Annotated in this window: 16 protein-coding genes; all 16 read left to right on the top strand. The window is 44.9% G+C overall.

Going from position 1 to position 24,343, the window contains the following annotated elements:
• The first annotated feature begins 51 nt into the window (after window positions 1-51).
• The 16 genes from MR764_RS02570 to MR764_RS02495 all read left to right on the top strand — a co-directional run bounded on the left by MR764_RS02570 (window position 52) and on the right by MR764_RS02495 (window position 24,338).
• Window positions 52-1,752, top strand: coding sequence for an ATP-binding protein (locus MR764_RS02570; RefSeq protein ID WP_247977824.1), 1,701 nt, complete (start codon window positions 52-54; stop codon window positions 1,750-1,752).
• 1 nt (window position 1,753) lies between these two features.
• Window positions 1,754-3,097, top strand: a complete 1,344-nt coding sequence (locus MR764_RS02565) for a sigma-54 dependent transcriptional regulator (protein WP_247977823.1) — start codon at window positions 1,754-1,756, stop codon at window positions 3,095-3,097.
• Between the two features lie 63 nt (window positions 3,098-3,160).
• Complete coding sequence (locus MR764_RS02560; protein WP_247977822.1) at window positions 3,161-3,706, top strand: archaemetzincin family Zn-dependent metalloprotease; 546 nt, start codon at window positions 3,161-3,163, stop codon at window positions 3,704-3,706.
• 497 nt (window positions 3,707-4,203) lie between these two features.
• Window positions 4,204-6,015 (top strand): translational GTPase TypA, encoded by a 1,812-nt coding sequence (gene typA, locus MR764_RS02555; RefSeq protein ID WP_247977821.1) that lies wholly within the window; start codon window positions 4,204-4,206, stop codon window positions 6,013-6,015.
• A 312-nt stretch (window positions 6,016-6,327) separates the two neighbouring features.
• Window positions 6,328-8,055, top strand: a complete 1,728-nt coding sequence (locus tag MR764_RS02550; protein WP_247977820.1) for a nucleoside-triphosphatase — start codon at window positions 6,328-6,330, stop codon at window positions 8,053-8,055.
• A 118-nt stretch (window positions 8,056-8,173) separates the two neighbouring features.
• Complete coding sequence (locus MR764_RS02545) at window positions 8,174-9,385, top strand: PQQ-binding-like beta-propeller repeat protein (RefSeq protein WP_247977819.1); 1,212 nt, start codon at window positions 8,174-8,176, stop codon at window positions 9,383-9,385.
• Between the two features lie 123 nt (window positions 9,386-9,508).
• The gene (locus tag MR764_RS02540) at window positions 9,509-10,747 is read left to right on the top strand and encodes a PQQ-binding-like beta-propeller repeat protein (protein ID WP_247977818.1); all 1,239 of its coding nucleotides are present in this window, start codon (window positions 9,509-9,511) and stop codon (window positions 10,745-10,747) included.
• Window positions 10,748-11,998: a PQQ-binding-like beta-propeller repeat protein gene (locus MR764_RS02535; protein WP_247977817.1), complete on the top strand. Its 1,251-nt coding sequence runs from the start codon at window positions 10,748-10,750 to the stop codon at window positions 11,996-11,998.
• A 9-nt stretch (window positions 11,999-12,007) separates the two neighbouring features.
• Window positions 12,008-13,432, top strand: a complete 1,425-nt coding sequence (locus MR764_RS02530) for a PQQ-binding-like beta-propeller repeat protein (protein ID WP_247977816.1) — start codon at window positions 12,008-12,010, stop codon at window positions 13,430-13,432.
• A gap of 229 nt (window positions 13,433-13,661) precedes the next feature.
• On the top strand, window positions 13,662-14,633 hold the full coding sequence (locus tag MR764_RS02525; protein WP_247977815.1) for a hypothetical protein: 972 nt from the start codon (window positions 13,662-13,664) through the stop codon (window positions 14,631-14,633).
• A 310-nt stretch (window positions 14,634-14,943) separates the two neighbouring features.
• The gene (locus MR764_RS02520; RefSeq protein WP_247977814.1) at window positions 14,944-15,516 is read left to right on the top strand and encodes a hypothetical protein; all 573 of its coding nucleotides are present in this window, start codon (window positions 14,944-14,946) and stop codon (window positions 15,514-15,516) included.
• Between the two features lie 12 nt (window positions 15,517-15,528).
• Window positions 15,529-16,914: a 4Fe-4S binding protein gene (locus tag MR764_RS02515; protein WP_247977813.1), complete on the top strand. Its 1,386-nt coding sequence runs from the start codon at window positions 15,529-15,531 to the stop codon at window positions 16,912-16,914.
• A 275-nt stretch (window positions 16,915-17,189) separates the two neighbouring features.
• Entirely contained in the window at window positions 17,190-19,064 is a 1,875-nt protein-coding gene (locus tag MR764_RS02510) for a PQQ-binding-like beta-propeller repeat protein (protein ID WP_247977812.1), read from the top strand.
• A 152-nt stretch (window positions 19,065-19,216) separates the two neighbouring features.
• On the top strand, window positions 19,217-21,580 hold the full coding sequence (locus tag MR764_RS02505) for an NAD(P)H-dependent oxidoreductase subunit E (RefSeq protein WP_247977811.1): 2,364 nt from the start codon (window positions 19,217-19,219) through the stop codon (window positions 21,578-21,580).
• Between the two features lie 18 nt (window positions 21,581-21,598).
• Window positions 21,599-22,675, top strand: coding sequence for an SGNH/GDSL hydrolase family protein (locus MR764_RS02500; RefSeq protein ID WP_247977810.1), 1,077 nt, complete (start codon window positions 21,599-21,601; stop codon window positions 22,673-22,675).
• A gap of 109 nt (window positions 22,676-22,784) precedes the next feature.
• Window positions 22,785-24,338, top strand: a complete 1,554-nt coding sequence (locus tag MR764_RS02495; protein ID WP_247977809.1) for a 2Fe-2S iron-sulfur cluster-binding protein — start codon at window positions 22,785-22,787, stop codon at window positions 24,336-24,338.
• Window positions 24,339-24,343: the final 5 nt, after the last annotated feature.

Raw genomic sequence — 24,343 nt, 5'->3', positions numbered from 1 at the left:
TTTTTGTACATTACGGTGCCTTTAAAAAAAACACCGATTGACTGACTCGTAATGAAAAAAAACGATGACAACAGAAGAACTGCGTCCGAACGAAAGCAGCGTAATTCATTCACCCAATTTATCAGGCATTACCTTAGTTTTCGTTCTTCCATTTATGCCCGGGTAGTATATATTATCGGCATACTGTCGCTGTTTTTATTTATTTCATACAGTCTGATCTTCAAGTCGGTTTATGAGGGTTATCTTCGAACAGCGATTCGTCAGCAGGGAGATAATATCGGATCGATAGTGGAAGGATCGCTTTATCATTCAATGTTAAAGAACGATAAAAGTGCGCTGCAGAGCACTCTCGACATCATTAATGCGATGCCGGGAATTGATGAGGTAAACATGTACGATAGCCGCGACAGTCTGGTGTATTCGACTTCATTTTCGGCTGACTCTCTTCTGAAAAACGGACCCAATTGCGCCAGTTGTCACACGAATTTCTCCGAATTGTTTCCCACCAAGCAAAAAGCATATCGGATCATCGATTTCAAAAGTCCCTGTAACCTGGATCAAAAAGATATGGGACACCGGCAGTTGTTGGTGCGGACTCCTATTTTAAACGAACGCTCGTGTTATGTCAGCGCTTGTCATGCGCATAGCGAGGACGAAGAGATACTGGGATCGTTGATCATAAAAGTTCCACTTTCGGAGCTCGATTCAGCTGTAACAAAGTCGTCAACCGAGTTCTTTTTACTGGCAATTGTTGTGACGATTATTCTGATGTCGGTGCTGATCTTTTTCACAAAGAATAAAATTCAGAAACCGCTGAACGAAATTATCGTTGCCAGTGAGGCCGTGTCGAAAGGCGACCGAAGCCGCCGCCTTGAAATTAAACCGTATTTATTGGAAGACATGCGCTCGGTATCGCTCGCTATTAACAACATGCTCGATAACCTGGATGCCGCCAACCGCGAACTGGAAAACTGGTCGCATCAGCTGGAATACAAAGTGCAGCGGAAATCGGAAGAACTGGCAGAAATTCAGAACGAACTCATTCATATCGAACGGATCACTTCGCTGGGGAAATTATCATCGTCGGTAGCCCACGAAATCAATAATCCGCTTTCCGGAATTCTGACCTACAGTAAGTTGGTGGCCAAGCAACTGACTAAACTGGATATGCCCGAAACATCAAAAGCTTCGATGCTGAAATATCTGAAAGTGATTGAGTCGGAATCGAAACGATGCGGAAACATTGTAAGGGGCTTGCTTGATTTTTCCAGAAAAGACCAGGAAAATTTTGAACAGCATCATCTGAATCAGGTACTCAAGGAGTCGTACAGTTTGATGGCACACCAGATGCACATTGCCGGCGTTCATTTTTATACTGATTTTACTGCCACGGCAGACCTGGTTTATTGCAACGACAACCAGATTAAACAGGTGTGTGTGGCTTTGCTGGTGAATGCCATGGAAGCCATTACAAGTAATGGAGAGATTCTGATCAAAACCTCGAATCCGGATGAAGAACACATAAGAATGGACATTAGCGACAACGGAGTTGGCATTGCTGCCGAAGACATTTCCCGCATTTTTCAGCCTTTCTATTCGGCCAAACAGCGGGCCAGCGGAATCGGTCTGGGGCTGGCCATTGTTCACGGAATTGTTCAAAGTCATAAAGCAAAAATAGAAGTGGTTTCTGAACAGGGAAAGGGAACGACCATGTCGGTGTTGTTTAATTTGATAACAAAAGAAGATCAATAATATGAAGACGACGATTTCCATATTAATCGTTGACGATGAAGAATCGGTCAGAGATTCGTTGTACAACTGGTTTATTGAAGACGGTTACGAAGTGGATTGCGCAGCCAACGCCAAAGAAGCGCTGGTCAAAATCGAATCGGGGAAATTCGACATCATTCTGGCAGATATAAAAATGCCCGGGATGGACGGACTGGAAATGCATCGCCGCATTAAGGCATTCGACAGCTCGGCGATCGTAATTGTAATGACGGCTTTTGCATCGGTCGAAACCGCGGTTCAGGCACTGAAAGACGGTGCGTTCGATTACATTACCAAGCCTTTCGATCCGGATGATCTGACCCATCTGATCCGAAATGCAGCCCGTCAAATTTCTCTTCGCGATGAAAATGAAACATTAAAAAATAAGATTGTTACGCTCGAAAATATTGAGGATATAGTTGGAAACAGTGATGGAATGATCCGTGTGCTGAAGGAAGTGGAGAATGTGGCGCCAACACAGTCGTCGGTAATTATTACAGGCGAAAGCGGAACCGGAAAGGAGTTGATTGCGAGGGCAATTCATTCCAATTCTCCGCGTAAGTTTTTTCCGCTGGTAACGGTTCATTGTGGCGCTTTGTCGGAAGATTTGCTGGAGAGTGAGTTGTTCGGGCACGAAAAGGGAGCATTTACCGGAGCCATGTTTAACCGCAAAGGGCGTTTCGAAATGGCGGATGGCGGTACGGTTTTTCTGGATGAAATTGCGACCATTTCAATGAAAATGCAGATCGAACTTTTGCGGGTGCTCGAATCGAAAAGCTTTACGCGGGTGGGGGGAAACAAAGAGATAAAATCGGATTTCAGGATCATTTGTGCTACCAATAAGGATCTGAAAAAAATGGTGGCCGATGGTTCTTTCCGCGAGGATCTTTACTACCGACTGAATGTGGTGAACATCAATATTCCACCGCTTCGCGACCGAAAAGAAGACATTCCGATGCTGGTTACTTATTTCATTAAAAAGTACTGTACTTCGATGAGCCGCGACTTGATTACCATCGATCAGGCAGCTTTGAAACGAATCGAAGAGTACCACTTTCCGGGAAATGTGCGCGAACTCGAAAACATGATTGAACGTGCCATTGTGGTTGGAAACGGGAAAGAAATCAGGATGAAAGATCTTCCGCTGGAAACCGATATGGTAGCCGATTCGAACGACAGTCTGACGGAGCTGGAAAAAAAATACATTCAGAAAACCCTGGAGAAGTACGACTGGAACATCAGTCGCTCGGCCAAGGCGCTTCAGATCGATCGGGTTACATTGTATAACAAAATTAAGAAACATCAGCTTCGTTCACCTGGAAAATAAGGTGATGGAGTACTTTCATCAATGCGTGTAGCCCACAGCTTCGCGTGCAAAAAACATTGATTTTTGAAAGAAAAAGGGATAACACTGGTTGTTCAGGGCAGGTTTGAAAAAACGTTTATCGATCAAATTGCCCGCGATGTAGAAACCGCCTTTGAGTGGCCGGTTTCGGTGGTTCCTTTAACCCACGATATCGTTCCCTATTTCGATGCTGCCCGGAAACAATACGATGCCAACCGTTTGCTGCAACTCGTGCATGCCGAATACTCTGCAAACTCGTTAAAAACCATTGGACTTTTTCAGGTCGATCTGTTTATCCCCATTCTCACCTATATTTTTGGGCAGGCACAATACAACGGAAGTACAGGGATTGCTTCGGTGTACCGTTTACGAAACGAACAATACGGCATGGCAGGAAACGAGCGGCTTTTGCGTGAGCGGTTCCGAAAGGTGATTATCCATGAACTGGGGCATGCTTTTGGGCTGATTCACTGTCACGTCCCGATTTGTGTGATGCGTCCAGGAACGTATGTGGAAGACATCGACCAGAAAAAACATCAGTTTTGCAATAAATGCTATGCCGAGTTGGAGGCAGCGCTCAAGCAATATTGAATTCAACTATTGAATAAGCTTCAATCATTAGCCTATATGACAGCATTGCGAACGAAGGGCACTATGAGAGAATATTTTCAAATATTCTATTAACATGAAACACCTGTCAGGACTTCCCCTTTTCTCCTTATTTCGATAAATAAACAGGACTAGGTCCTATGCTTTTATCTTGTGGGATGTCGTCCTTTTCTATTTCTATTAGTCCAGCTTTTGTCATCCTTAATGGGCTCTGTCTTTTTGTTTGAGGAAGTTCGATTAAAGGAAGATTTTGGAGCATTGTTATTTTCCGAAAAGCGCAGACAGCAAAGTTTGGCTTCCCGATATTAAATTACGTCACAATATTCGTTTAATTCGTAGCTGCCATCATGTTACACCGCAAAACTTTCTTACTTTTGCGCGCCAATTCCCAAGGAAGGTGTTTTTTCGAAGGTAAATTATTGACAACGAAAACTTTTCACTCATTTGGCTGTTGGTTGAATGGATTATAAAAATAGAAAATGGCAGAAATCAGAAATATTGCGATCATCGCGCACGTTGACCACGGAAAAACTACGCTGGTTGACCGCATTCTACATCAGGTAAAACTGTTTCGCGAGAACCAGGAAGTTCAGGAGTTGTTGCTCGATAACAACGATCTGGAAAGGGAACGCGGAATTACCATTCTTTCGAAAAACGTATCAGTACGTTACAAAGACACCAAAATCAACATCATCGATACTCCCGGGCACAGCGACTTTGGGGGCGAAGTGGAACGTGTGTTAAATATGGCCGATGGTGTTTTGCTCATCGTTGACGCGTTTGAGGGCCCGATGCCACAAACCCGTTTTGTGTTGCAGAAAGCCATTGAGCTTGGGCTGAAACCGATTGTGGTGGTTAATAAAGTAGACAAGGAAAACTGTACTCCTGATATTGCTCAGGAAAAAGTTTTCGACCTGATGTTTAGCCTGGATGCCACCGAAGACCAGCTTGATTTCCCAACTGTTTACGGATCTGCCAAAGCCGGCTGGATGGGACCTGACTGGCAAACACCTACAGAAGATTTTATTTACCTGCTCGATACCATTCTGGAACACATTCCGGCAGCCTCACACAAAGAAGGAACCGTACAAATGCGTATTACTTCGCTCGATTATTCTTCCTACACGGGAAGGATTGCCGTGGGAAAAATAAGCCGCGGACAATTGATTCCGGGGGCTCCTGTTTCGCTGGTAAAACGCGATGGAACTGTTGTGAAATCAGTGGCAAAGGAAATCTATTTGTTTGAAGGTCTGGGCAAGGAAAAAACAAAAGAACCGGTACCGTCGGGTGAAATTTGTGCGGTGCTTGGTTTGGAAGGTTTTGATATTGGCGATACGATTGCCGATATCGAAAATCCCGAAGGATTAAAAGCAATTCAGATCGACGAGCCTACCATGAGCATGATGTTTGTGGCCAACAATTCGCCCTTCTTCGGAAAAGACGGAAAGTTTGTTACCTCACGTCAGTTGCGCGACCGCTTGTACAAAGAGACCGAAAAAAACCTGGCTTTGCGGGTGGAAGAAACCAACTCTGCCGACTCGTTTTTGGTGTACGGCCGCGGTATTCTTCACTTGTCGATTTTGGTGGAAACCATGCGCCGCGAGGGCTACGAAATACAATTGGGACAGCCCAAAGTAATCATCAAAGAGATTGACGGTGTGAAATGTGAGCCGGTGGAAGCACTTACGGTTCAGGTACCCGAAGTATTCTCTGGAAAAGTAATTGAACTGGTAACAGCCCGCAAAGGTGAAATTGCCAACATCGAAGTAAACGATGAGCGCTCGCACCTCGAGTTTTTCATTCCGTCGCGCGGATTGATCGGTTTGCGTAACCAGATGTTGACTGCCACCGAAGGAGAAGCCATTATGGCTCACCGTCTGAAAGGTTACGAACCCTGGAAAGGCGACCTGGGAATCAAACGTAACGGGGCATTGATTTCGTTGGAAACAGGAACTGCAATTGCTTATTCCATTGACAAAATGCAGGATCGCGGACGTTTCTTTGTGGATCCGGGCGAAGACGTTTATATGGGACAAGTAGTTGGTGAGAATACCCGTTTGGATGATTTGACACTGAATATCGTTAAAACAAAGAAATTGACCAACATGCGTGCTTCGGGTTCAGATGACAAAACAAGCATTGCACCCGCCATTAAGTTTTCACTTGAAGAAGCGATGGAGTACATCCGCAACGACGAATACATTGAAGTTACTCCGAATCACATGCGTATCCGCAAGATCTATTTGAATGAACACGACCGGAAACGTATGGCAAAATCGGTTGGAGAATAGCTATACAATCAACATAAAATACAGAAAGCTTCATCTTTTGATGAGGCTTTTTTATTTTGCTGAAAATCATGCTGGCCGGGCGTTTATTGAATGATTATAAAAACCTGGCGTATATTTTAAAAAAAGGACACTACGTTTTTATAAAAAGATGCTGTGTTTTTTAAAAAGAGACACTACGTTTTTTTACACTAAAAATTATTGAACCCGATTAAATCCCGAATTTTAGCTAATGCAATGAACAAATAAAGCTAATTATGTGCTTTATACCGATAAAACAGGGGTTGCAAAAACCGGCAGCTTTCATTTTTAGCAATGAATAAAATTACCCAACTTAACAGCAAATGGATTAAAGCTTCGATACTGGGCACCGTTTGGGCATCCTCAGAAATCGTATTAGGGAGCTTTTTGCACAACCTTCGTATTCCTTTCAGCGGAAATATTCTAACTGCCATAGGTATTGTTATTCTTATTTCGGCTAATTACAAGTGGGATGAAAAAGGGCTTTTCTGGCGGGCTGGCCTTATTTGTGCACTGATGAAAACCATGTCGCCCAGTGCTGTGATTTTTGGCCCGATGATCGCCATTTTCAGCGAAGCACTGTTGTTGGAATTTTCCGTTCGAATTCTGGGTCGAACCGTTGCCGGATTTGTTCTTGGGTCGGTGCTGGCGATGAGCTGGAATCTTTTTCAGAAGATTTTCAACTACATTATTTTTTACGGGTACAACATCGTGGAAGTGTATAAAAACCTGATGATTTACGCGGAAAAACAATTGGGGCTCACATTCGATGCTGTGTGGACACCCATTCTCATACTGTTGGCAGTTTATGCGCTGTTTGGAGCATCGTCGGCATTGGTGGGAATCAGAACCGGGCGGAAGTTGAAAAAGCAAAGTGCATTGCCGGTATCGGTATTTAAGGGCGAGGCAAACAACATAGATTTTGGTAGAAAAAAAGGGACATTTCCATATTCCGGTTTATGGCTTTTGCTGGATGTCGTGTTGCTGATCGGCGCTTTATTTTCCATCAACCGGATTCCGTTTGCCATCTGGGTTGCAATGGTGATAATAATCGCAGCAATGTGGGCTTATCGCTACAAACGGGCGTTGCGGCAACTGGTTCGTCCCAAATTCTGGATATTCTTTGTGCTGATTACCCTTGTAACCGCTTTTGTATTTACAAAGCTGTCGTCCGATACAAAAACAATCACAGATGCTTTGCTGATCGGCGTTGAAATGAACCTGCGAGCCATTGTGCTGATCATGGGTTTTGCGGTGCTCGGAACCGAGTTGTACAATCCAAAAATCAGGGAATATTTTGCCAAAAGCTATTTTAAGCAACTTCCCCTGGCACTGGAACTATCGGTGGAAAGCCTGCCGGTAATGATCGCCAATACGCCTGATCTGAAAACCGTTTTCAAAAATCCACTGCTTTTTGTTCAGCAGATAATGGGTTTTGCTGATTACCGCTTGCAGCAATTAAGCTCGCCCGACTCAACAGCAAAAATCATTATCATAACCGGGGCTGTAGGTTCAGGAAAAACAAGCTGTCTTAAAGAACTTCTTGGTGCTTTGCAGAAAAAGAATATTCCGGTTACCGGGTTTTATTCTGAACGATTAATAGAGAATGGAGAAACCACGGGTTACGATCTCGTAAATGTAAGCACGAAAGAGAAAGTTGAATTTCTTCGGACCGCCAAAGAGCCGTCATCGAAAGGTGTCGGTAAATATGCCATTAATACGTCAGCTTTTGAATGGGGAGAAATATTGCTTCAGGGCGCAGATCATCAGCTGGTGGTGCTGGATGAAATTGGAAAGCTCGAAAACAGAGGTGAGGGCTGGTCTGGTTCGCTGGAGGAGCTGATCAGGAAAAGGAACAATCACTTAATTCTATCGTTCAGAAAAGATTTGTTAAATGAGTTGTTGCGGAAATTCGGTTTGGCTGATGCTCGTGTTTTTGATGTTGATAGCCAGTCGTCAGCGGAAGTTTGTGCCGCTATTTTAAACATTTTTTACCCGGATTTATCTTCGGCAAAATGTTAACGAATTCTGAATAAAATGTAAACATAGCTTACTATTTAGATGGTTACTAAATAGACTTAAGCCATTGGTAATATGGCGGATTGATTCTATTTTTAGAGCTCGATCAAAAAGCTGTGTTATGACTAAAAAAGCATTTTCTCTCCTTTTACCTACCTTCTTGTTAACCATAAATTTGCTGGCACAAAATCCAACCATGTGGCGCGGCGACGGAAGTGGCGTTTACCACGAAACCGGGCTGCTGAAAGAATGGCCTGCAAACGGTCCTGAAATCCTGTGGTCGTTCGAAGAACTCGGCGACGGGCATGCATCTCCGGTAGTCGCCAACAATACAATTTATGTGTCGGGAATGGCGGATAGCATAGGCTTTGTTTTTGCTTTGTCGCAGGACGGAAAGTTGAAATGGAAAGCGACTTACGGAAAAGAGTTTGCTGAAAGTTATCCGGGAGCACGCTCGAGTGTAGTGGTAGCCGGCGATCTTTTGTACATGTACAGCGGACTGGGTGAATTGGTTTGTATGAGTTCTGCCAACGGTGAAAAGAAATGGAGCAAAAACGTGCTGAAAGAATTCGATGGCGGAAACATCACCTGGGGAGTTACTGAAACTGTAGTGATTGATGGTGACTTAGTTTATGTAACTCCGGGAGGCAAACAGCATAACGTGGTGGCTTTAAATCGTTTCAGCGGGAATCTGGTTTGGAGTTCGCCCGGTAAAGGCGAATTGTCGGCCTATTGTACACCGCTTTTGGTGGAGCTGCCAACCCGTAAATTATTGGTGACCCACACCGCCGATCATGTAATTGGTATTGATGCAAAAAGCGGTGATCTGTTGTGGAACTATCCGCACACCAATCGCTGGAAAGTACATCCGAATACCCCCGTTTATTCTAACGGAGGACTTTTTTGTTTTAGCGGTTACGGGCAAGGCGGGGTAAAACTCGATTTGAGTGCCGACGGTAGCAGCGTAAGCAAAGCGTGGACAAAAACAGAGCTGGACAGCCGGATGGGAGGTATGGTTGTGTTGGACGGCTACTTGTACGGATCGGGAGATAATGCCCGCGAATGGCGTTGTGTGAACTGGGAAACCGGAGAAGAGACTTATGCAGCCAAAGACATTGCCAAAGGAGTGGTGATTGCCGGTGAGGGAATGTTGTACTGTTACAGCGAGCGGGGAGAATTGGCGCTGGTAAAGGCCGACCCCAAAGAATTTAAGGTAATCAGTCAGACAAAAGTGGAGCTGGGATCGGCTCAGCACTGGGCGCATCCGGTAATCAATGATGGCCGTTTATTAGTGCGTCACGGAAATGCGCTGATTGCTTATAAAATAAGATGAAATTAGCTTAACACCGCATCAACACAGTATTTTCTCTCTGTAGATTGAGTGGTATGTGTGCATGTGCTAAGTTTGAGATATACTTTTTTTGAGAAATAATTAATTAACCAGAACCAAGAAACCATGAAGTTTTTATTTATCCTGCTATTTTCTATTTTGTTGGGAATCGATCTTAGTGCACAGGTCGTTCAGTGGCGAGGTCCTAATCGTGATGGGATTTTTGCTGAAACCGGTCTGTTAAAGCAATGGCCCGAAAATGGCCCCGAGCAACTATTGGAAGTAGAAAATATTGGAAAAGGCTGGTCATCGCCCATTTTTGTTGACGGCATGATTTATACCACCGGAATGATTGATACGCTCGATTATTTAACCGCGATCAATCTGGATGGATCGGTAAAATGGCAGGTTCCTTACGGCCGTTCCTGGAATCAGTCGTTCCCCGATACGCGCAGTACTCCGGTGGTGGAAGCCGATCGGATTTATGTGCAAAGTGGAACAGGCCAGGTTTCCTGTATCAGTAAAGAAGATGGTTCTACAATTTGGGAAGTTGATGTTGACAAAGATTTTCACGGAGAATATCATATTTGGGGAAATTCTGAAACCGTTTTAATCTGCGACGATAAAGTTATTGTATCCCCGGGAGGGAAGGAAACAAGCGTTGTTGCACTCGATAAAATGACCGGAAAAGAAGTGTGGCAAACCAAATCACTTGGAGGGCCGCGTGCTTATGCTTCCGCGACAATTTACGAGTGGAACGGATTACGTTATATCCTCGCAGTTATCGGAACCGACATCATGGCAATTGCACCTGAAACAGGCGAAATCGTATGGAGTTACAGGTATTGGAATCCAAAACATTGGGATCAGAATGGATTGATTTGGACAAATACCCCCGTTTTCAAAGACAACAATATTTTCCTGACTATGGGATACGATTATCCCGCGGTAATGCTTGAAATGGATTCTACCGGAACATCGGTGAGCGAAAAATTTGTGGATCACACTTTTGATAACCATCATCACGGCGTGATTTTGCACGACGGCCATTTATACGGCTCAAACTGGTTTGATAACAAACGCGGGCGTTGGGTTTGCATGAAATGGGATACAGGTGAAATTAAGTACGTTGCCGATTGGGATACCAAAGGTGCGTTGGTAATGGCCGACGGTTTACTTTATGCTTACAATGAACGCGGGAATGTTGGATTGATTCAGCCCGATCCGGATGCTTTTAAGGTGATCAGCGAATTCAAAATAACAAAAGGAGCAGGCCCGCATTGGGCACATCCGTTTATTGCCGATGGAAAACTGTTTATGCGTCACGGCGATGTGTTGATGGTTTACGATATTAAAGCAAAATAATTGAGAACGTTAATTGCCATATTATTTTTTGTTTGCTCGCTTGGAGTTTCAGCTCAGAAAATCGTTGAGTTTCGGGGCGAAAACAGAAGCGGTTGTTATAATGAAAAGAACTTGCTGAAAGAATGGCCGGAAAAAAACGGACCAAAAGTAATCCTCAGGATCGAAGGTATTGGAAAAGGTTATTCTCAGTGTATTCTCGCTGAGTCAAAAATATTCGTGACCGGTATCAAAGATGATACAACTGATGTTCTTTCTGCTTTTGATTTGGATGGCAAGCTTCTTTGGGACGTTCCCTATGGAAGGTCATGGACCGGATCATACATCGATAGCAGAAGTACGCCAACTTACCAGGATGGACGGTTGTACGTAGCAAGCGGAACCGGCCAGTTGAATTGTATTGACGCCAATTCGGGCAACATTTTGTGGCAGGTGGATGCGGTGGAAAAATATGGAGGATCAATCCATACGCATGGCGATGCTGAAGCACCATTGATCGTAAGCGATCTGGTTGTATTCACTACCGGTGGTGAAAAATATACGATGGTTGCTTTCAATAAAATAAGTGGCGAAACGGTGTGGAAAGCCCGAAGTTTAGGAGGGAATAAATCTTACGCTTCTCCAACTCTGATTGAGCAAAACGGCCACCAGATTATACTCACACAAACAGCAGAAAACCTAATCGGGATTGATGCGAAAACAGGAGAGCTATTGTGGAACCATAATCTTATGCAATATCATTTGCATAGCCAGGGAAAAGGTGGAAATACCAATCCTCCGCTGTATCAAAACGGGGAGATTTTTGTATCCAGTGGTTATGAGCACCCGGCTCTCTTGTTCAGTCTTTCGCCTGACGGATCATCTGTTTCCCTGAAATGGAAAAACGACATATTGGATACACATCACGGTGGAGATGTTTTGGTGGATGGCAACATTTACGGCGCCACCTGGACCAACAATTCAAATGGGAAATGGGCCTGTATAAATTGGAATACCGGTGAAACGAAATGGGAACAGGAATGGGAAAACAAAGGCTCAATCATTGCCGCTGATAACATGCTTTATCTTTATGAAGAAAAGCGCGGAAATATTGCCCTTGTTGCGCCTTCAACCGACAGCCTGAAAATAGTAAGTAGTTTTAAATTTGATGAAGGTGCCGGTCCTCATTGGGCGCATCCGGCAGTTTATGATGGAATGTTGTTCGTACGCCACGGAGATGTGCTAAAGGTTTTTGATATAAAAGCAGATAATTGATTCAAAACATTGACAAAAAGAACGATAAATATTATCCTGTTTTCAGTTGGAGTGGTAGGTTTCGTCGCACTGTTCTGGTGGATGAATAATGATCCAACGCGGGATTTTACGGTGAATCTGGAAGGTGCCGATAACAGGGGAGAAGGAAATGCCTTTGTTCAGGATGTGAAAATCGGTGAACTATTCGAAGAGTACGCCACTGATTATACCGAGTTAAAAGAGAGCTGGACCAATTTCAGGGGAGCCGATTACGACAATATTTCAAAATCCCCCGTTAAACTAATTGATAAATTTCCGGCAGAAGGACCAAAAATTTTATGGTCGGTTGAGTTGGGAGAAGGCCATTCGGGAGCTGCCATCTACAAAGGGTTGGCTTACGTAATGGATTACGACGAAGAAGAGCGTGCTGATCGCCTGCGTTGTTTTTCGCTGGTCGATGGCAAAGAGCAGTGGATGCGCGGATACGACGTTGCCGTAAAAAGAAATCATGGAATGTCGCGAACCATTCCGGCAGTAACCGAAGATTATATTGTTACAATTGGCCCCAAATGCCATGTGATGTGTTTAGACCGAAAAACCGGCAGTTTTCGCTGGGGGTTGGATATTGTAAAGGAATACGGAACCGAAATTCCGTTTTGGTACACGGGGCAATGTCCGATTATCGATAATGGCGTGGCTATTCTGGCTGCCGGCGGATCAAAAATGATGGTGGCCGTTGATTGTGCCACCGGCGAAAAGCTTTGGGAAACTCCCAATCCGAATGGATGGCAAATGTCGCATTCTTCGATCATGCCTTTTACTTTTGGCGGGAGAAAAATGTACGTTTACAGTTCCATCAACGGAATTTTGGGAGTTGCTGCCGATGGGCCGGATGCCGGATCAATTTTGTGGGAAACCAATGCGTGGACCCACTCTGTTGTAGCGCCGTCGCCGGTTTGCTTGCCCGATGGGAAAATTTTTATGACGGCCGGCTACGGAGCAGGAAGCATGGTTTTGCAACTCTCAGAAAGTGGCGGCAAATTTAGTATTGCGCCCATTGATGAATACAGTCCGAAGGATGGTTTGGCGTGCGAACAGCAAACTCCCATTTACTGGAACGGCTTCTTGTTTGGTATTTTGCCAAAAGACGGGGGAGCACTGCGCAATCAGCTGATTTGTGTGAATCCGGCGGATACTAAAAAAGTGGTGTGGTCGAGTGGTAAGGAAACACGCTTTGGACTTGGTCCATTTTTTATTGCCGATAACAAGATGTTTATTCTGAACGATGACGGAACACTTACCATAGCACGGCCGAGCACCAAGGAATATATTCAGCTCGATCAGGTGAAAGTGATTGAAGATGCGCACGACGCATGGGCTCCATTTGCATTAGCCGATGGTTATCTGTTAATGCGCGATTCGAAAACAATGGTTTGTATCGATTTGAATATCTAAATATCAAATTGAAGAACCGACAAATTGAGAATTGGATTTGCAGAAGAGACACTGAAAGTGTCAAAAAAATAACTCGGGATTTTAACCCGGGAAACAGGAATAGAAAAAACTCGTCCGGCGACGAAAGTTGACAGAAGCACAAAAGCGATTCCGGACGAAAGAGCTGGAAAGTTAATTTGAAATGAATGAGTTTCATTACTCACATCTCAAAATCTATTAGTCTACAAAAATGAAGAATAAAGGTATTGTCATATTTCTGATCGTGTTGGCAGTGGTAATTATCGCTGTTATGGTGGGAGATTGGATATCGAAACGCCCCGATAAAATGGAGCCGAATAAATTCGAATTCAATGTTGATGCCTTTAAAAATGTTCCGGAAGAAATGGTTTTGTATAAAGAAACCAAGAATTTTAAAGTAGGCTTTGAAACACCTGCCGGAATAACCATCTCTGGCGATACTATTTACCTGGTGGGCGACAAAAATTTAAAGTTGATTGAGCCCTCGGGTAAGCTTTTGCTGGAAATCGGTTTTCAGGATGAACCAACTACCGTGGAAGTAAAAGACAAAATGATTTTTATCGGTTTTCAGAATCATATTCAGGTGTTGAATATGCGTGGAGAACTTCAAAAAGAATGGTCTTTGGCGGGAGAGAATACTTTTATCACGGCTATCGCTGCAGATCAAAACAATGTTTTTGTGGCTGATGCCGGAAATAGAAGAATCGTTAGATATTCAAAAGATGGCGAGTTGATTGGCGAGTTTGAGGGAAAAGCAAGTGCCGACGACCTTCACGGTTTTATTATCCCGAGTCCTTATTTCGATATGGACGTTACGGAGTACGACGAGTTGTGGGTGGTGAATCCGGGATTGCACACATTGGAACAATATACCGAAGACGGTAACCTACGGGAGCACTGGCGTGCAAGCGGTGCCCAAACCGAAAGTTTCAGCGGGTGCTGTAATCCTGCATATTTCTGTTTTTTGCCTGATGGTAGTTTTGTTACCAGTGAAAAAGGATTGGTGCGCGTGAAAATCTACAAACCTTCGGGTGAGTTTTTAGGAGTAGTGGCTCCGCCAACAAAGTTTGATGATAAGCTGGAAGGTGAGGCTCCCGATGTTTCAGTGGATAAGGATGGAAACGTCTATGCACTGGATCTTGACAGAAAGCTGTTAAGGATGTTTGAGAAAAAAACTCTGTAGGAGTTTGATTTTAATAGCCCGGGGTTTTAACCCCGGGGTAATGAGCGAAGCGAGTAAAAGGCGCTAGCGGTAAAGCTGATTGCAAAGCAGGCTAACCAGGCGCCGCACAAACAAAGGCTGATTAGAACAATGGATAGACGAAAATTCATACAAAAAGGAGGCAGACTTCTCTTGTTGGGAGGATTGACCGCAACATCCGGTTACCTGATCCTAAATAAGAAAGTAACCGCCAGCTGTTCGGTTTCTCCAACATGTAAGAATTGCGGAAAGTTTGTGAAATGTGAACTTCCGCAGGCAAAGGAGGTGAGAGATGGAAGAGAAAAATAAAGCACAAAGCCGGCGAAAATTCATTCAAAACGGGGTGAGGGCTTCTTTGCTGCTCTCGCTGGGAGTGGTGAGTGCATCAGCCTTGCGCCGCGTAACTACCGGTGAATATGTTTGGCAGATCGATCCTTTCAAATGTACTCAATGCAGTCGTTGTGCAACCGAGTGTGTGATGTCGCCATCGGCAGTGAAATGTATACATGCTTTTGATCTTTGCGGATATTGCGATCTGTGTGGCGGTTATCTGAAACCCGATTCCAATGCACGGAGTACGGCTGCCGAAAACCAGCTTTGCCCAACAGCAGCCATCGAACGTCGTTTTATTGAAGAACCTTATTTTGAATACCATATCAACGAGGAACTGTGCATCGGTTGCGCCAAGTGTGTGGCCGGATGTACTTCGTTTGGTAATGGTTCGATGCATTTACAAATTATGCATCACATTTGTGTGAATTGTAACGAGTGTTCCATTGCCCGGTTGTGCCCTTCTGATGCCATCAGCCGGGTTCCGGCAAGCGAAGCCTACAAAGTAAAAGGTAGCTGGACAAATCCAGCATAGATTGAAAGACAAATGAATCAAAAAACTGATATAGAGATCAGCTACGAGCCGCGAGCCACGAGTTGCGAGTCATTAGTCAGCAGTCATCAGTCATTAGTGAAAGATACTGAATACTGCGACTGGAAACTTGCCGTATTGAAGTATGCAAAGTTTGCACTGTTCACCTTTGCCTTTTTCCTTTCTACTTTTTCCTTGACGGCACAACAGCAACGCTTTCCAAAGCCTGAGTTCGACAGTGGCTATACACAACCTTCTCCGGTAACACCCGAGCCCCGTGCTTTGTCCCTTGAATATTTTGATGTACTGGTTCTATTACTGGTACTTTCAGCCGCTACCTGGTTTGCATTAAAAAGCCGGTCGCGGCAAGGAATCCTGTGGCTGTCGATTTTTACGCTGGCTTACTTTGGATTTTACCGGAACGGTTGTATTTGCAGTATTGGTTCCATACAAAATGTAACGCTGACACTGTTTGATGCAACCTATGCGATTTCGCTGACTGCACTTTTGTTTTTTCTGTTGCCATTGTTGTTTACACTGTTTTTTGGAAGAACTTTTTGTGCCGGAGCATGTCCCTTGGGAGCCATCCAGGATCTGGTGGTAATGAAACCGATCAGTCTCCCCAAATGGCTGAATAAAACGCTGGGGTTGATTCCTTACCTATATCTCTCGCTGGCAGTATTGTTTGCCGCCACAGGTACCGATTTTATCATCTGTCGTTATGATCCTTTTGTCGGAATTTTCAGGATGGATGCCAAGTTTCATATGGTAGTTTTAGGCGTAGCTTTTTTACTGATGGGAATGTTTGTGGCACGTCCGTATTGTCGCTTTTTATGTCCGTACGGCGTTCTTTTAAGCTGGATGTCACGTTTTTCAAAATGGCATTTAAGCATCACTCCGTCAAAATGTATTCAGTGTAAATTGTGTACCAACTCTTGTCCTTTTGATGCGATCGATTTTCCAACCAACGAGAAGGAAGTAGTGAAGTCGGGTTTAGGACCGAAACGTTTTATTACCTATGCACTGATCATTCCTTTGTGGATGGTACTGGGAGTTTTTGTAGGTGCACAATCACATACCTTTTTGTCAAAAGCCAATCCCACGATTTACCTGGCGGAGCTTATGATTTCAAAACCGGAGATCAAAGAAGATCTCGATAACATAGATGTGCAGACTTTCCGTGCTTCCGGAAAATCAATGGAGCAGCTCGTGGAAGAAGCAGAAGTCATCCGCGATAAGTTTTATATAGGAAGCATGATCGCCGGTGGTTTTATGGGATTGGTAATTGGCATGACTTTATTAAACACGGTGGTTTTCCGTAAACGGCAGGATTACGAGCCTCACCGAGGAAATTGTTTTAGCTGTGCACGGTGTGTGGATTACTGTCCGGTGGAAAAATGAAGAATGGATAAATGATCAAATTGAAAAAGATTTGAAATGAAATAAAAACTCCGTAGGAGTTGGATCCGTCAACTGACGGATAACCCCCGGTTTTAACCGGGCGGAAATGAGCAAAGCGAATAAAAGGCGCATTCACGACCGAAGCATTGAAACAGAAAGATGTATGCGCCGCAAAAGAGGAGCAAGATTGAAACGCAAATAAAAAAGATGCCAGGCAGCTATGAAATTCGGACACAAACTTCCGACTTCGTACTCCCTGCTTCAAACCAAAAAATATGACCAATAACGACAAATTAAAATTAGCACAAAACATCGCGTTGATTGCCGGAATATTCTGCACGGCAGTGGCCATCCTTTTGTTGCTGAACTTCTGGCAGGTATCCAAAAGCGATCCCATTGAAAGCAAGGCTCTCGAAGCACTTGTGCAAAGGTTGAAACAGGAGCCCAACAACGAAGAATTAAAAGCGGAGATCCGTGCTTTTGATCTCCTGGCCAGAAAGGCATATTTCAACAGTCAGTGGCAGGTGAAAACCGGTGCGTATCTGATTCTGTTCGGCGCTGTTGTTCTGGTGTTTGCTCTGCGGGTTTACTATTCCGCCAAAAGTAAAATAGAAGAACCGGATGCAAAACTGGAAAATGAAATCGCCAGCCGTATTTTGGCTCAAAAAGGGATTATCATTGTTGGCGTACTTGTGATGGCGCTGGCAGTTGTGGCCGGTTTTGCCACGGTAAATCATCTCAAAGATTACGACGCTGTCAGTTTGGTGGCTGAAAATGAAACCAATCAGCCGGAAGAGCAGATCGAAGTAATTGAAGTCGGTCAAAATCCCGTGACTGAAAGTGAGCCATCAGAACCTGAAGCCGAACCAGCCGCAGAGCCGGTGAAACAATCTGAAACGACACCCGCAGCAGAGACAGAGCAGAAAGCGGAAGCGCAGAAGGAAACGGTGGAAACAAAAGCACCTGAAAGAACTGCTCCGGCATCTTCCGGATTGACGTTGACGGCATTAAAAGCAAATCATAATTCATTACGAGGACCGCTCGGACAGGGAGTTAGTTACGCCAAAAATATCCCGACCGAATGGGATGCATCTGCCGGAACCAATGTTTTGTGGAAATCTCCGATTCCAAAACCGGGATTCAATTCGCCGATCATTTGGGGTGACAAGATTTTTATCGCCGGCGCTGATAACAATGCACGCGAAGTATATTGTTACGACCGGAACACCGGTAAACTCCTTTGGACAGGCGTTGCCAATAATATTCAGGGATCGCCAGCTGCAATGCCCAAGGTTACACCCGATACGGGGCTTTCAGCTCCTTCGTTAACTACCGATGGGAAAGCCGTTTTTGCCATTTTTGCCAGCGGCGACGTAATCGCTTTTGATATGAACGGTAAACGTTTGTGGGCGCGAAACCTGGGCGTTCCGAACAACCATTACGGACATTCCTCGTCGCTGATTACTTGGGGTGGAAAACTCTTTGTTCAGTACGATACCAACAGCGGAGGACGCTTACTGGCATTAAATACCGCTACGGGTGAAACGGTTTGGGATAAACAGCGTGAATCGAAAATTTCATGGGCAAGCCCTGTTTTGGCAGAAATTAACGGAAAATACGAGGTTATACTAACCGCAGATCCGATTGTGGCCGGTTACGATGTTGAATCAGGCGATGAGCTCTGGAAAGTTGAATGTATGATGGGCGAAGTCGGGCCTTCGGTGGCTTTTTCCGACGGATTGATTTTTGCTGCCAATGAATACGCCCGTCTGGTGGCGATTGATCCAAAAACAGCATCGGTTGTATGGGAAAACGATGAGTATCTTCCCGAAGCTTCCAGTCCGCTGGCATACAATGGATTGTTGTTTGTTGCCACAAGTTATGGCGTGCTGGTTTGCTACGATACTAAAACCGGAGAACAATATTGGGAGGACGATCTGGGGACAACTTTGTATTCATCGCCGGTAACGGCTGATGGCAAGCTGTTTATGATGGATAACGACGGTGTAATGCACGTGTACGAATTTGGCAAGGAATTGAAAAAGATCAGTGATAACAAATTGGGCGAACATTCGGGGCCAACTCCGGCATTTGCCGACGGCAGAATTTATATCCGGGGAGACAAGAATTTGTACTGTATCGGAAAATAACTTCGGAGGAGTTAAATCCGTCAGCTGACGGATAACCACGGGTTTTAACCCGGGGATTGAAACTAGCAGAAAGGCGTATCCACATTCGAAACATTGAAAAAGAAAGTTCTATACGCCGCAAAACTGAAAGTAGATTGAAAAAATATAGCATCTTGGCGACTTTGCGAGAAAATATGACAGAATACAATCAATATATTGACCACCTGATTACAGAAAAAGGCGCTTCAAAAAAGAGTCTGATTCCGATTTTGCAGGCTATTCAGAAGGAGTATAACTATCTTCCGGAAGAGGCATTGCGTTACCTGGCTGAAAAGTCGGAGATCACCGCAGCAGAGATAATCGGGGTGGCAAGTTTTTACTCGCAGTTTCGACTGCACCCGGTTGGCGAGCACATGATCAAGGTTTGTGTGGGTACTGCTTGCCATGTAAAAGGTGCAGTTCAGGTGTACGATGCTTTTCGGAGGGAATTAAAATTAGCTGATGGAATTAATACCGATTCTGTTGGAAAATATACAATTGAAAAAGTGGCCTGTCTTGGCTGTTGTACGCTGGCTCCCGTTGTTCAGATCGATGGAACGACTTACGGTCATGTGGCATCCGATCAGGTGGGGCAGATCATTGAAGATTTTGAAAGCATAAAGGGAAAGCGCGACCTGAAGAAGGCACGAAAAGCCGACGGCACTGAAATTCAGGGCGAAATTCGGATCGGACTGGGTTCATGCTGTGTAGCCAGTGGCAGTAAAGAGATTCAGGAGGAAGTAGAGCATGTGGTCAACGAAAGTGGGCTGCGTGTGAATCTGAAACACGTCGGTTGCGTGGGGATGTGTCACCAGGTGCCTTTGGTGGAAGTGGTCCCGAATGAAGGCGAACCAACTTTATACGCCAAGGTAAAACCTGAAGATGTAAAAGGTATTGTAGAAAATCACTTTGATGCACCGGGGCTGCTCACCCGCTTAAAAAATAAACTGATTCACACTGTTGAAACCATCCAGACCGACCGTAACTGGGAAGGGGTGCAGCGCTACGAAATTAGCATGCGTGAGAAACCGGTGGCGTCGTTTCTTGGAAATCAGTTGCCCATTGCAACCGAATACCGGGGAATGATCAATCCGCTGGATATAAATGAGTACAAAAAGCGGGGTGGTTTTTCAGCTCTGCAAAAGGTTTTCGATACCTTGTCGCCAGACGATGTCGTGGATCAGATTAAGAAAAGTGGCATCCGAGGTCGTGGTGGCGGCGGTTTTCCCAGTGGTATAAAATGGGAGGCCGTAAAAAAACAGAAAAGTGAGATTAAATACCTGATTTGTAATGGCGACGAGGGTGACCCCGGCGCCTTTATGGATCGGATGCTGCTCGAATCCTATCCTTACCGAATCATCGAAGGAATGGCCATCGCGGCTTATGCTACGGGTATTCACCACGGCTACTTTTACATTCGGGCTGAGTATCCGCTGGCAGTTACCCGTATTCGCGAAGCATTAAAAATCTGCAAAGAGAATAATCTGCTGGGCGAAAATATACTGGGGACTTCGTTTAGTCTTGATCTTCAGATTTATGAAGGTGCCGGAGCATTTGTGTGTGGCGAAGAAACGGCATTGATTGCATCGATTGAGGGAAGCCGCGGTTTCCCGAGGATTCGTCCGCCATTTCCGGCTGAAAGTGGTTTGTTCGGAAAGCCAACTCTTGTCAACAATACCGAGACTTTTGCCCAGATTGCCTATATTTTACGCGAAGGATGGGAGAAATTTGCCGAGATCGGCACTGCCCGAAGTACCGGAACAAAGGTTTTTGCGCTGGCTGGTAAAGTGGCACGCGGCGGATTGATCGAGGTGCCGATGGGAATAACCATTCGTGAAGTGATTGAGGAGATTGGCGGTGGAATTGCCAACGGCAAAAAGTTTAAGGCCGTTCAAATCGGCGGACCGTCCGGCGGTTGTATTCCGGCTGAATATGCGGAAACCCCGATCAATTTTGAGTCGCTGCAGGAAATGGGAGCGATGATGGGATCGGGTGGATTGGTGGTGCTCGACGAAACCGATTGTATGGTTGATATTGCCCGCTATTTCCTGTCGTTTACACAGGAAGAATCATGCGGAAAATGTACTTTTTGCCGGGTGGGTACGCGCCGAATGCTGGATATCCTCGAAAACATCACGAAAGGAAAAGGGAAACAAGGCGATATTGAAGAGCTGGAAAAACTGGCAGAGTGGACTAAAAAAGGAAGTTTGTGCGGTTTGGGAAGAACAGCCCCGAATCCGGTGTTGAGTACATTGAAATATTTCCGCGACGAATACGAAGCGCATATCAACGGTGTTTGTCCGACCGGGAAATGTGCCGATTTGATCACCTATTCGGTCAACGATAATTGTATCGGATGTACCAAATGTGTGCAGAAATGCCCGGTTGACGCGATTCCGTTCACCCCGCACGAAAAGCACAGCATCAATACCGAACTGTGTATTAAATGCGATGCTTGCAGAGCCGCCTGTCCGGTTGATGCAATTGACGTGAAATAAAATTTTTAAAAGTATAACATGAGACATTTATTGATATTTCTGATAGTAGTTTTCCCCATGGCTGCAATGGCCATTACCGCCGACAGCCTGAAATACGTGGACGCTTCCACTTTGCCAGTTATTGGAAAGGGATTTGAAGATACCCAAAACCGTTACGAGCGCTTACCTGCCACTTTGCAGGATGTAACCCGTCCTCCGGTTTGGAATTTATCTAAAAACAGCAGTGGACTGGCGATTCGTTTCCGGACCAACTCAACGGCAATTGGTGCCAAATGGGAAGTTACCGGAGATGTGGTTATGAATCATTTTACGATGACGGGAATCAAGGGACTTGATTTGTATTGCCTGGAAAACGGCAAGTGGCAGTTTGTGAATTCTGCTCGTCCTACCGGGAAAACCTCGCAGGTAGTGATCATTCAAAATATGCCGGAAGGTGAAAAAGAGTATATGTTGTACCTTCCGTTGTACGATGGCCTTGCCCAATTGGAGATTGGAGTGCTTCCTTCAGCAAATATAAAAGTGCCGGAGGTGAATTCGCCTCAAACGGGGAAGCCGGTTGTGTTTTACGGAACCAGCATTACACAGGGAGGATGCGCTTCACGGGCCGGAATGTCCTATCCAAATATTTTGTCCCGCATGCTGGATCGCGAGATCATCAATCTTGGTTTTAGCGGAAACGGCAAACTCGATTACGAGGTAGCTGAAGCAATGGCAACCATCGATGCATCGTGTTTTGTCATTGACTGTTTGCCCAATGTTACTGCCGATTTAATGAAGGAAAAGTATGTCCGGTTCCTGGAAATCATAAGAGAGAAAAAGCCGGCAACACCCATAATTATGGTTGAGAATATATTGTATCCGCACATGTATTTCGATCAAAGCGTGCATCAGGCAGTAGTGGATAAGAACATTACCCTGAAACAAATCTTCGATGCACAGAAAAAGAAAGGCGACCGGAATATCTATTATGTAAAAGCGGATGATCTAATCGGGCACAGTCAGGAAGCAACAGTTGACGGCGTTCACCTGACTGATTTTGGTTTTGTACAGCTGGCGGACCAGCTTTACCCGGTTTTGAAGAAGCATGTGAAATAGTTCAAAGTTGAGAGAACGTCATCCTGATCATAATCGAAGGAAGGTTGAAGTTGAAATACGAAAAAGAGCATAATTAGACTTGGCGGTTTTGCGCCTTTGCGAGAAAAAGATGATCAAACTCAAAATAAATAACAAGGAAATTCAGATTGAAGAAGGCACTTCGGTAATGAAGGCGGCGCAGCAACTGGGCATCGATATACCTAATTTGTGCTGGCACGATGAGCTGGAGCATTTTACATCGTGCATGTTGTGCATGGTGAAAGACCGCTCAACCGGGAGATTACTGCCTTCGTGCTCGGTAAAGGCGCTGGAGGGAATGGACATTGTTACCGATGAGGAAGAGGTGTCTGAATCGCGGAAAATGGCGCTTGAACTTTTGTTAAGCGAGCATACCGGCGATTGTGAAGCTCCTTGTCAGGTGGCGTGTCCCGCGCACATGAATATTCCTTTGATGAATCGTTTGATAGCCGCAGGGAAGTTTGACGAGTCGCTGGAAATAGTGAAACGCGACATTGTTCTGCCGGCCGTTTTGGGCCGGATTTGTCCGGCGCCTTGCGAGGGAGCCTGTCATCGTAAAACGGTGGATCAACCGGTTTCTATTTGTCTGTTGAAACGTTTTGTCGGCGATGAAGGCATTCAACCTAAAATTATTCCTGTTAAAAAAACAGGAAAGAAAGTTGCCGTAATTGGTGCAGGTCCTGCAGGATTGGCTGCAGCGTACTACCTTCAGCTAAAGGGCGTTCAGATTAGTTTGTTTGATAAGAATGAAAAAGCAGGAGGATTGCTCCGGACTGAGATTAACGACGAAGTTCTTCCAAAAGAAGTACTGGATAAGGAAATTGAAGCGATTCTGAATACGGGTGTTGAGTTTTTGGGCGGAAAGGAGATCAACGCTGAAATGTTCGAGACGTTGAAAACTGATTTTGATGCGATTGTTTTGGCAAGCGGAACGGTTTCTGAATCCTCTGAAAAATTCAATTTGAATGCAACACCCAAAGGAATTGTTGCCAACAAAGATTCTTATCAGACTTCCGACGAAAAAGTATTCGCTATTGGAAATGTTTTACGCTCGTCGCGTTTGGCGGTTCGTTCTGTTGGTCAGGGAAAGGAAGTGGCATTTTCGGTGTTGCAGTATTTAAACGGTGAGTCGCCTAAAGGAGAGCCGCGCTTGTTTAATTCCAGAGTTGGAAAGCTGGTAGCCGCCGAATATGCTGAGTATTTAAAAGAATCGGTGGAAGGGAAAAGAACATTTCCGGAGAAAGGTGGTTATTCGGGTTTTTCAAAGGAGGAAGCGATAGCAGAAGCAAAGCGTTGTCTGCATTGCGATTGCCGCGCGATTGATGATTGCAAGCTAAGGATTTATTCAGACCAGTATAAGGCCGATCAAAAACGGTTTAAAACCAGCGAGCGCCGCAGCATGACAAAGCTGATGAATCACGGATCGGTGGTTTATGAGGCACAAAAGTGTATCAAGTGTGGAATTTGTGTTCGCCTTACTGAGAAATATACCGAGAGATTCGGATTCACATACATTGGCCGCGGTTTTGATGTGGAAATTGGTGTTCCGTTCAATGAAGAACTTGAAAAAGGGTTAACAGAAACCGCCGAAAAAGTAGCTGCTGGTTGTCCAACAGGAGCGATCAGTTTGAAAAACTCTCGGTGAAACTC

This window comes from Maribellus sp. YY47 (assembly GCF_023111095.1).
Taxonomy (GTDB): Bacteria; Bacteroidota; Bacteroidia; order Bacteroidales; family Prolixibacteraceae; genus Draconibacterium.
Note: the sequence above shows the minus strand (reverse complement) of the source record. Positions and strands in the feature narration are given on the sequence as shown.

What these genes read in the sequence shown, in the direction of transcription:
- MR764_RS02570 (WP_247977824.1), top strand. Translation starts at nt 52, where the DNA reads ATGAAAAAAAACGATGACAACAGAAGAACTGCGTCCGAACGAAAGCAG.
- MR764_RS02565 (WP_247977823.1), top strand. Translation starts at nt 1,754, where the DNA reads ATGAAGACGACGATTTCCATATTAATCGTTGACGATGAAGAATCGGTC.
- typA (WP_247977821.1), top strand. Translation starts at nt 4,204, where the DNA reads ATGGCAGAAATCAGAAATATTGCGATCATCGCGCACGTTGACCACGGA.
- MR764_RS02550 (WP_247977820.1), top strand. Translation starts at nt 6,328, where the DNA reads ATGAATAAAATTACCCAACTTAACAGCAAATGGATTAAAGCTTCGATA.
- MR764_RS02545 (WP_247977819.1), top strand. Translation starts at nt 8,174, where the DNA reads ATGACTAAAAAAGCATTTTCTCTCCTTTTACCTACCTTCTTGTTAACC.
- MR764_RS02540 (WP_247977818.1), top strand. Translation starts at nt 9,509, where the DNA reads ATGAAGTTTTTATTTATCCTGCTATTTTCTATTTTGTTGGGAATCGAT.
- MR764_RS02525 (WP_247977815.1), top strand. Translation starts at nt 13,662, where the DNA reads ATGAAGAATAAAGGTATTGTCATATTTCTGATCGTGTTGGCAGTGGTA.
- MR764_RS02520 (WP_247977814.1), top strand. Translation starts at nt 14,944, where the DNA reads ATGGAAGAGAAAAATAAAGCACAAAGCCGGCGAAAATTCATTCAAAAC.
- MR764_RS02515 (WP_247977813.1), top strand. Translation starts at nt 15,529, where the DNA reads ATGAATCAAAAAACTGATATAGAGATCAGCTACGAGCCGCGAGCCACG.
- MR764_RS02510 (WP_247977812.1), top strand. Translation starts at nt 17,190, where the DNA reads ATGACCAATAACGACAAATTAAAATTAGCACAAAACATCGCGTTGATT.
- MR764_RS02500 (WP_247977810.1), top strand. Translation starts at nt 21,599, where the DNA reads ATGAGACATTTATTGATATTTCTGATAGTAGTTTTCCCCATGGCTGCA.
- MR764_RS02495 (WP_247977809.1), top strand. Translation starts at nt 22,785, where the DNA reads ATGATCAAACTCAAAATAAATAACAAGGAAATTCAGATTGAAGAAGGC.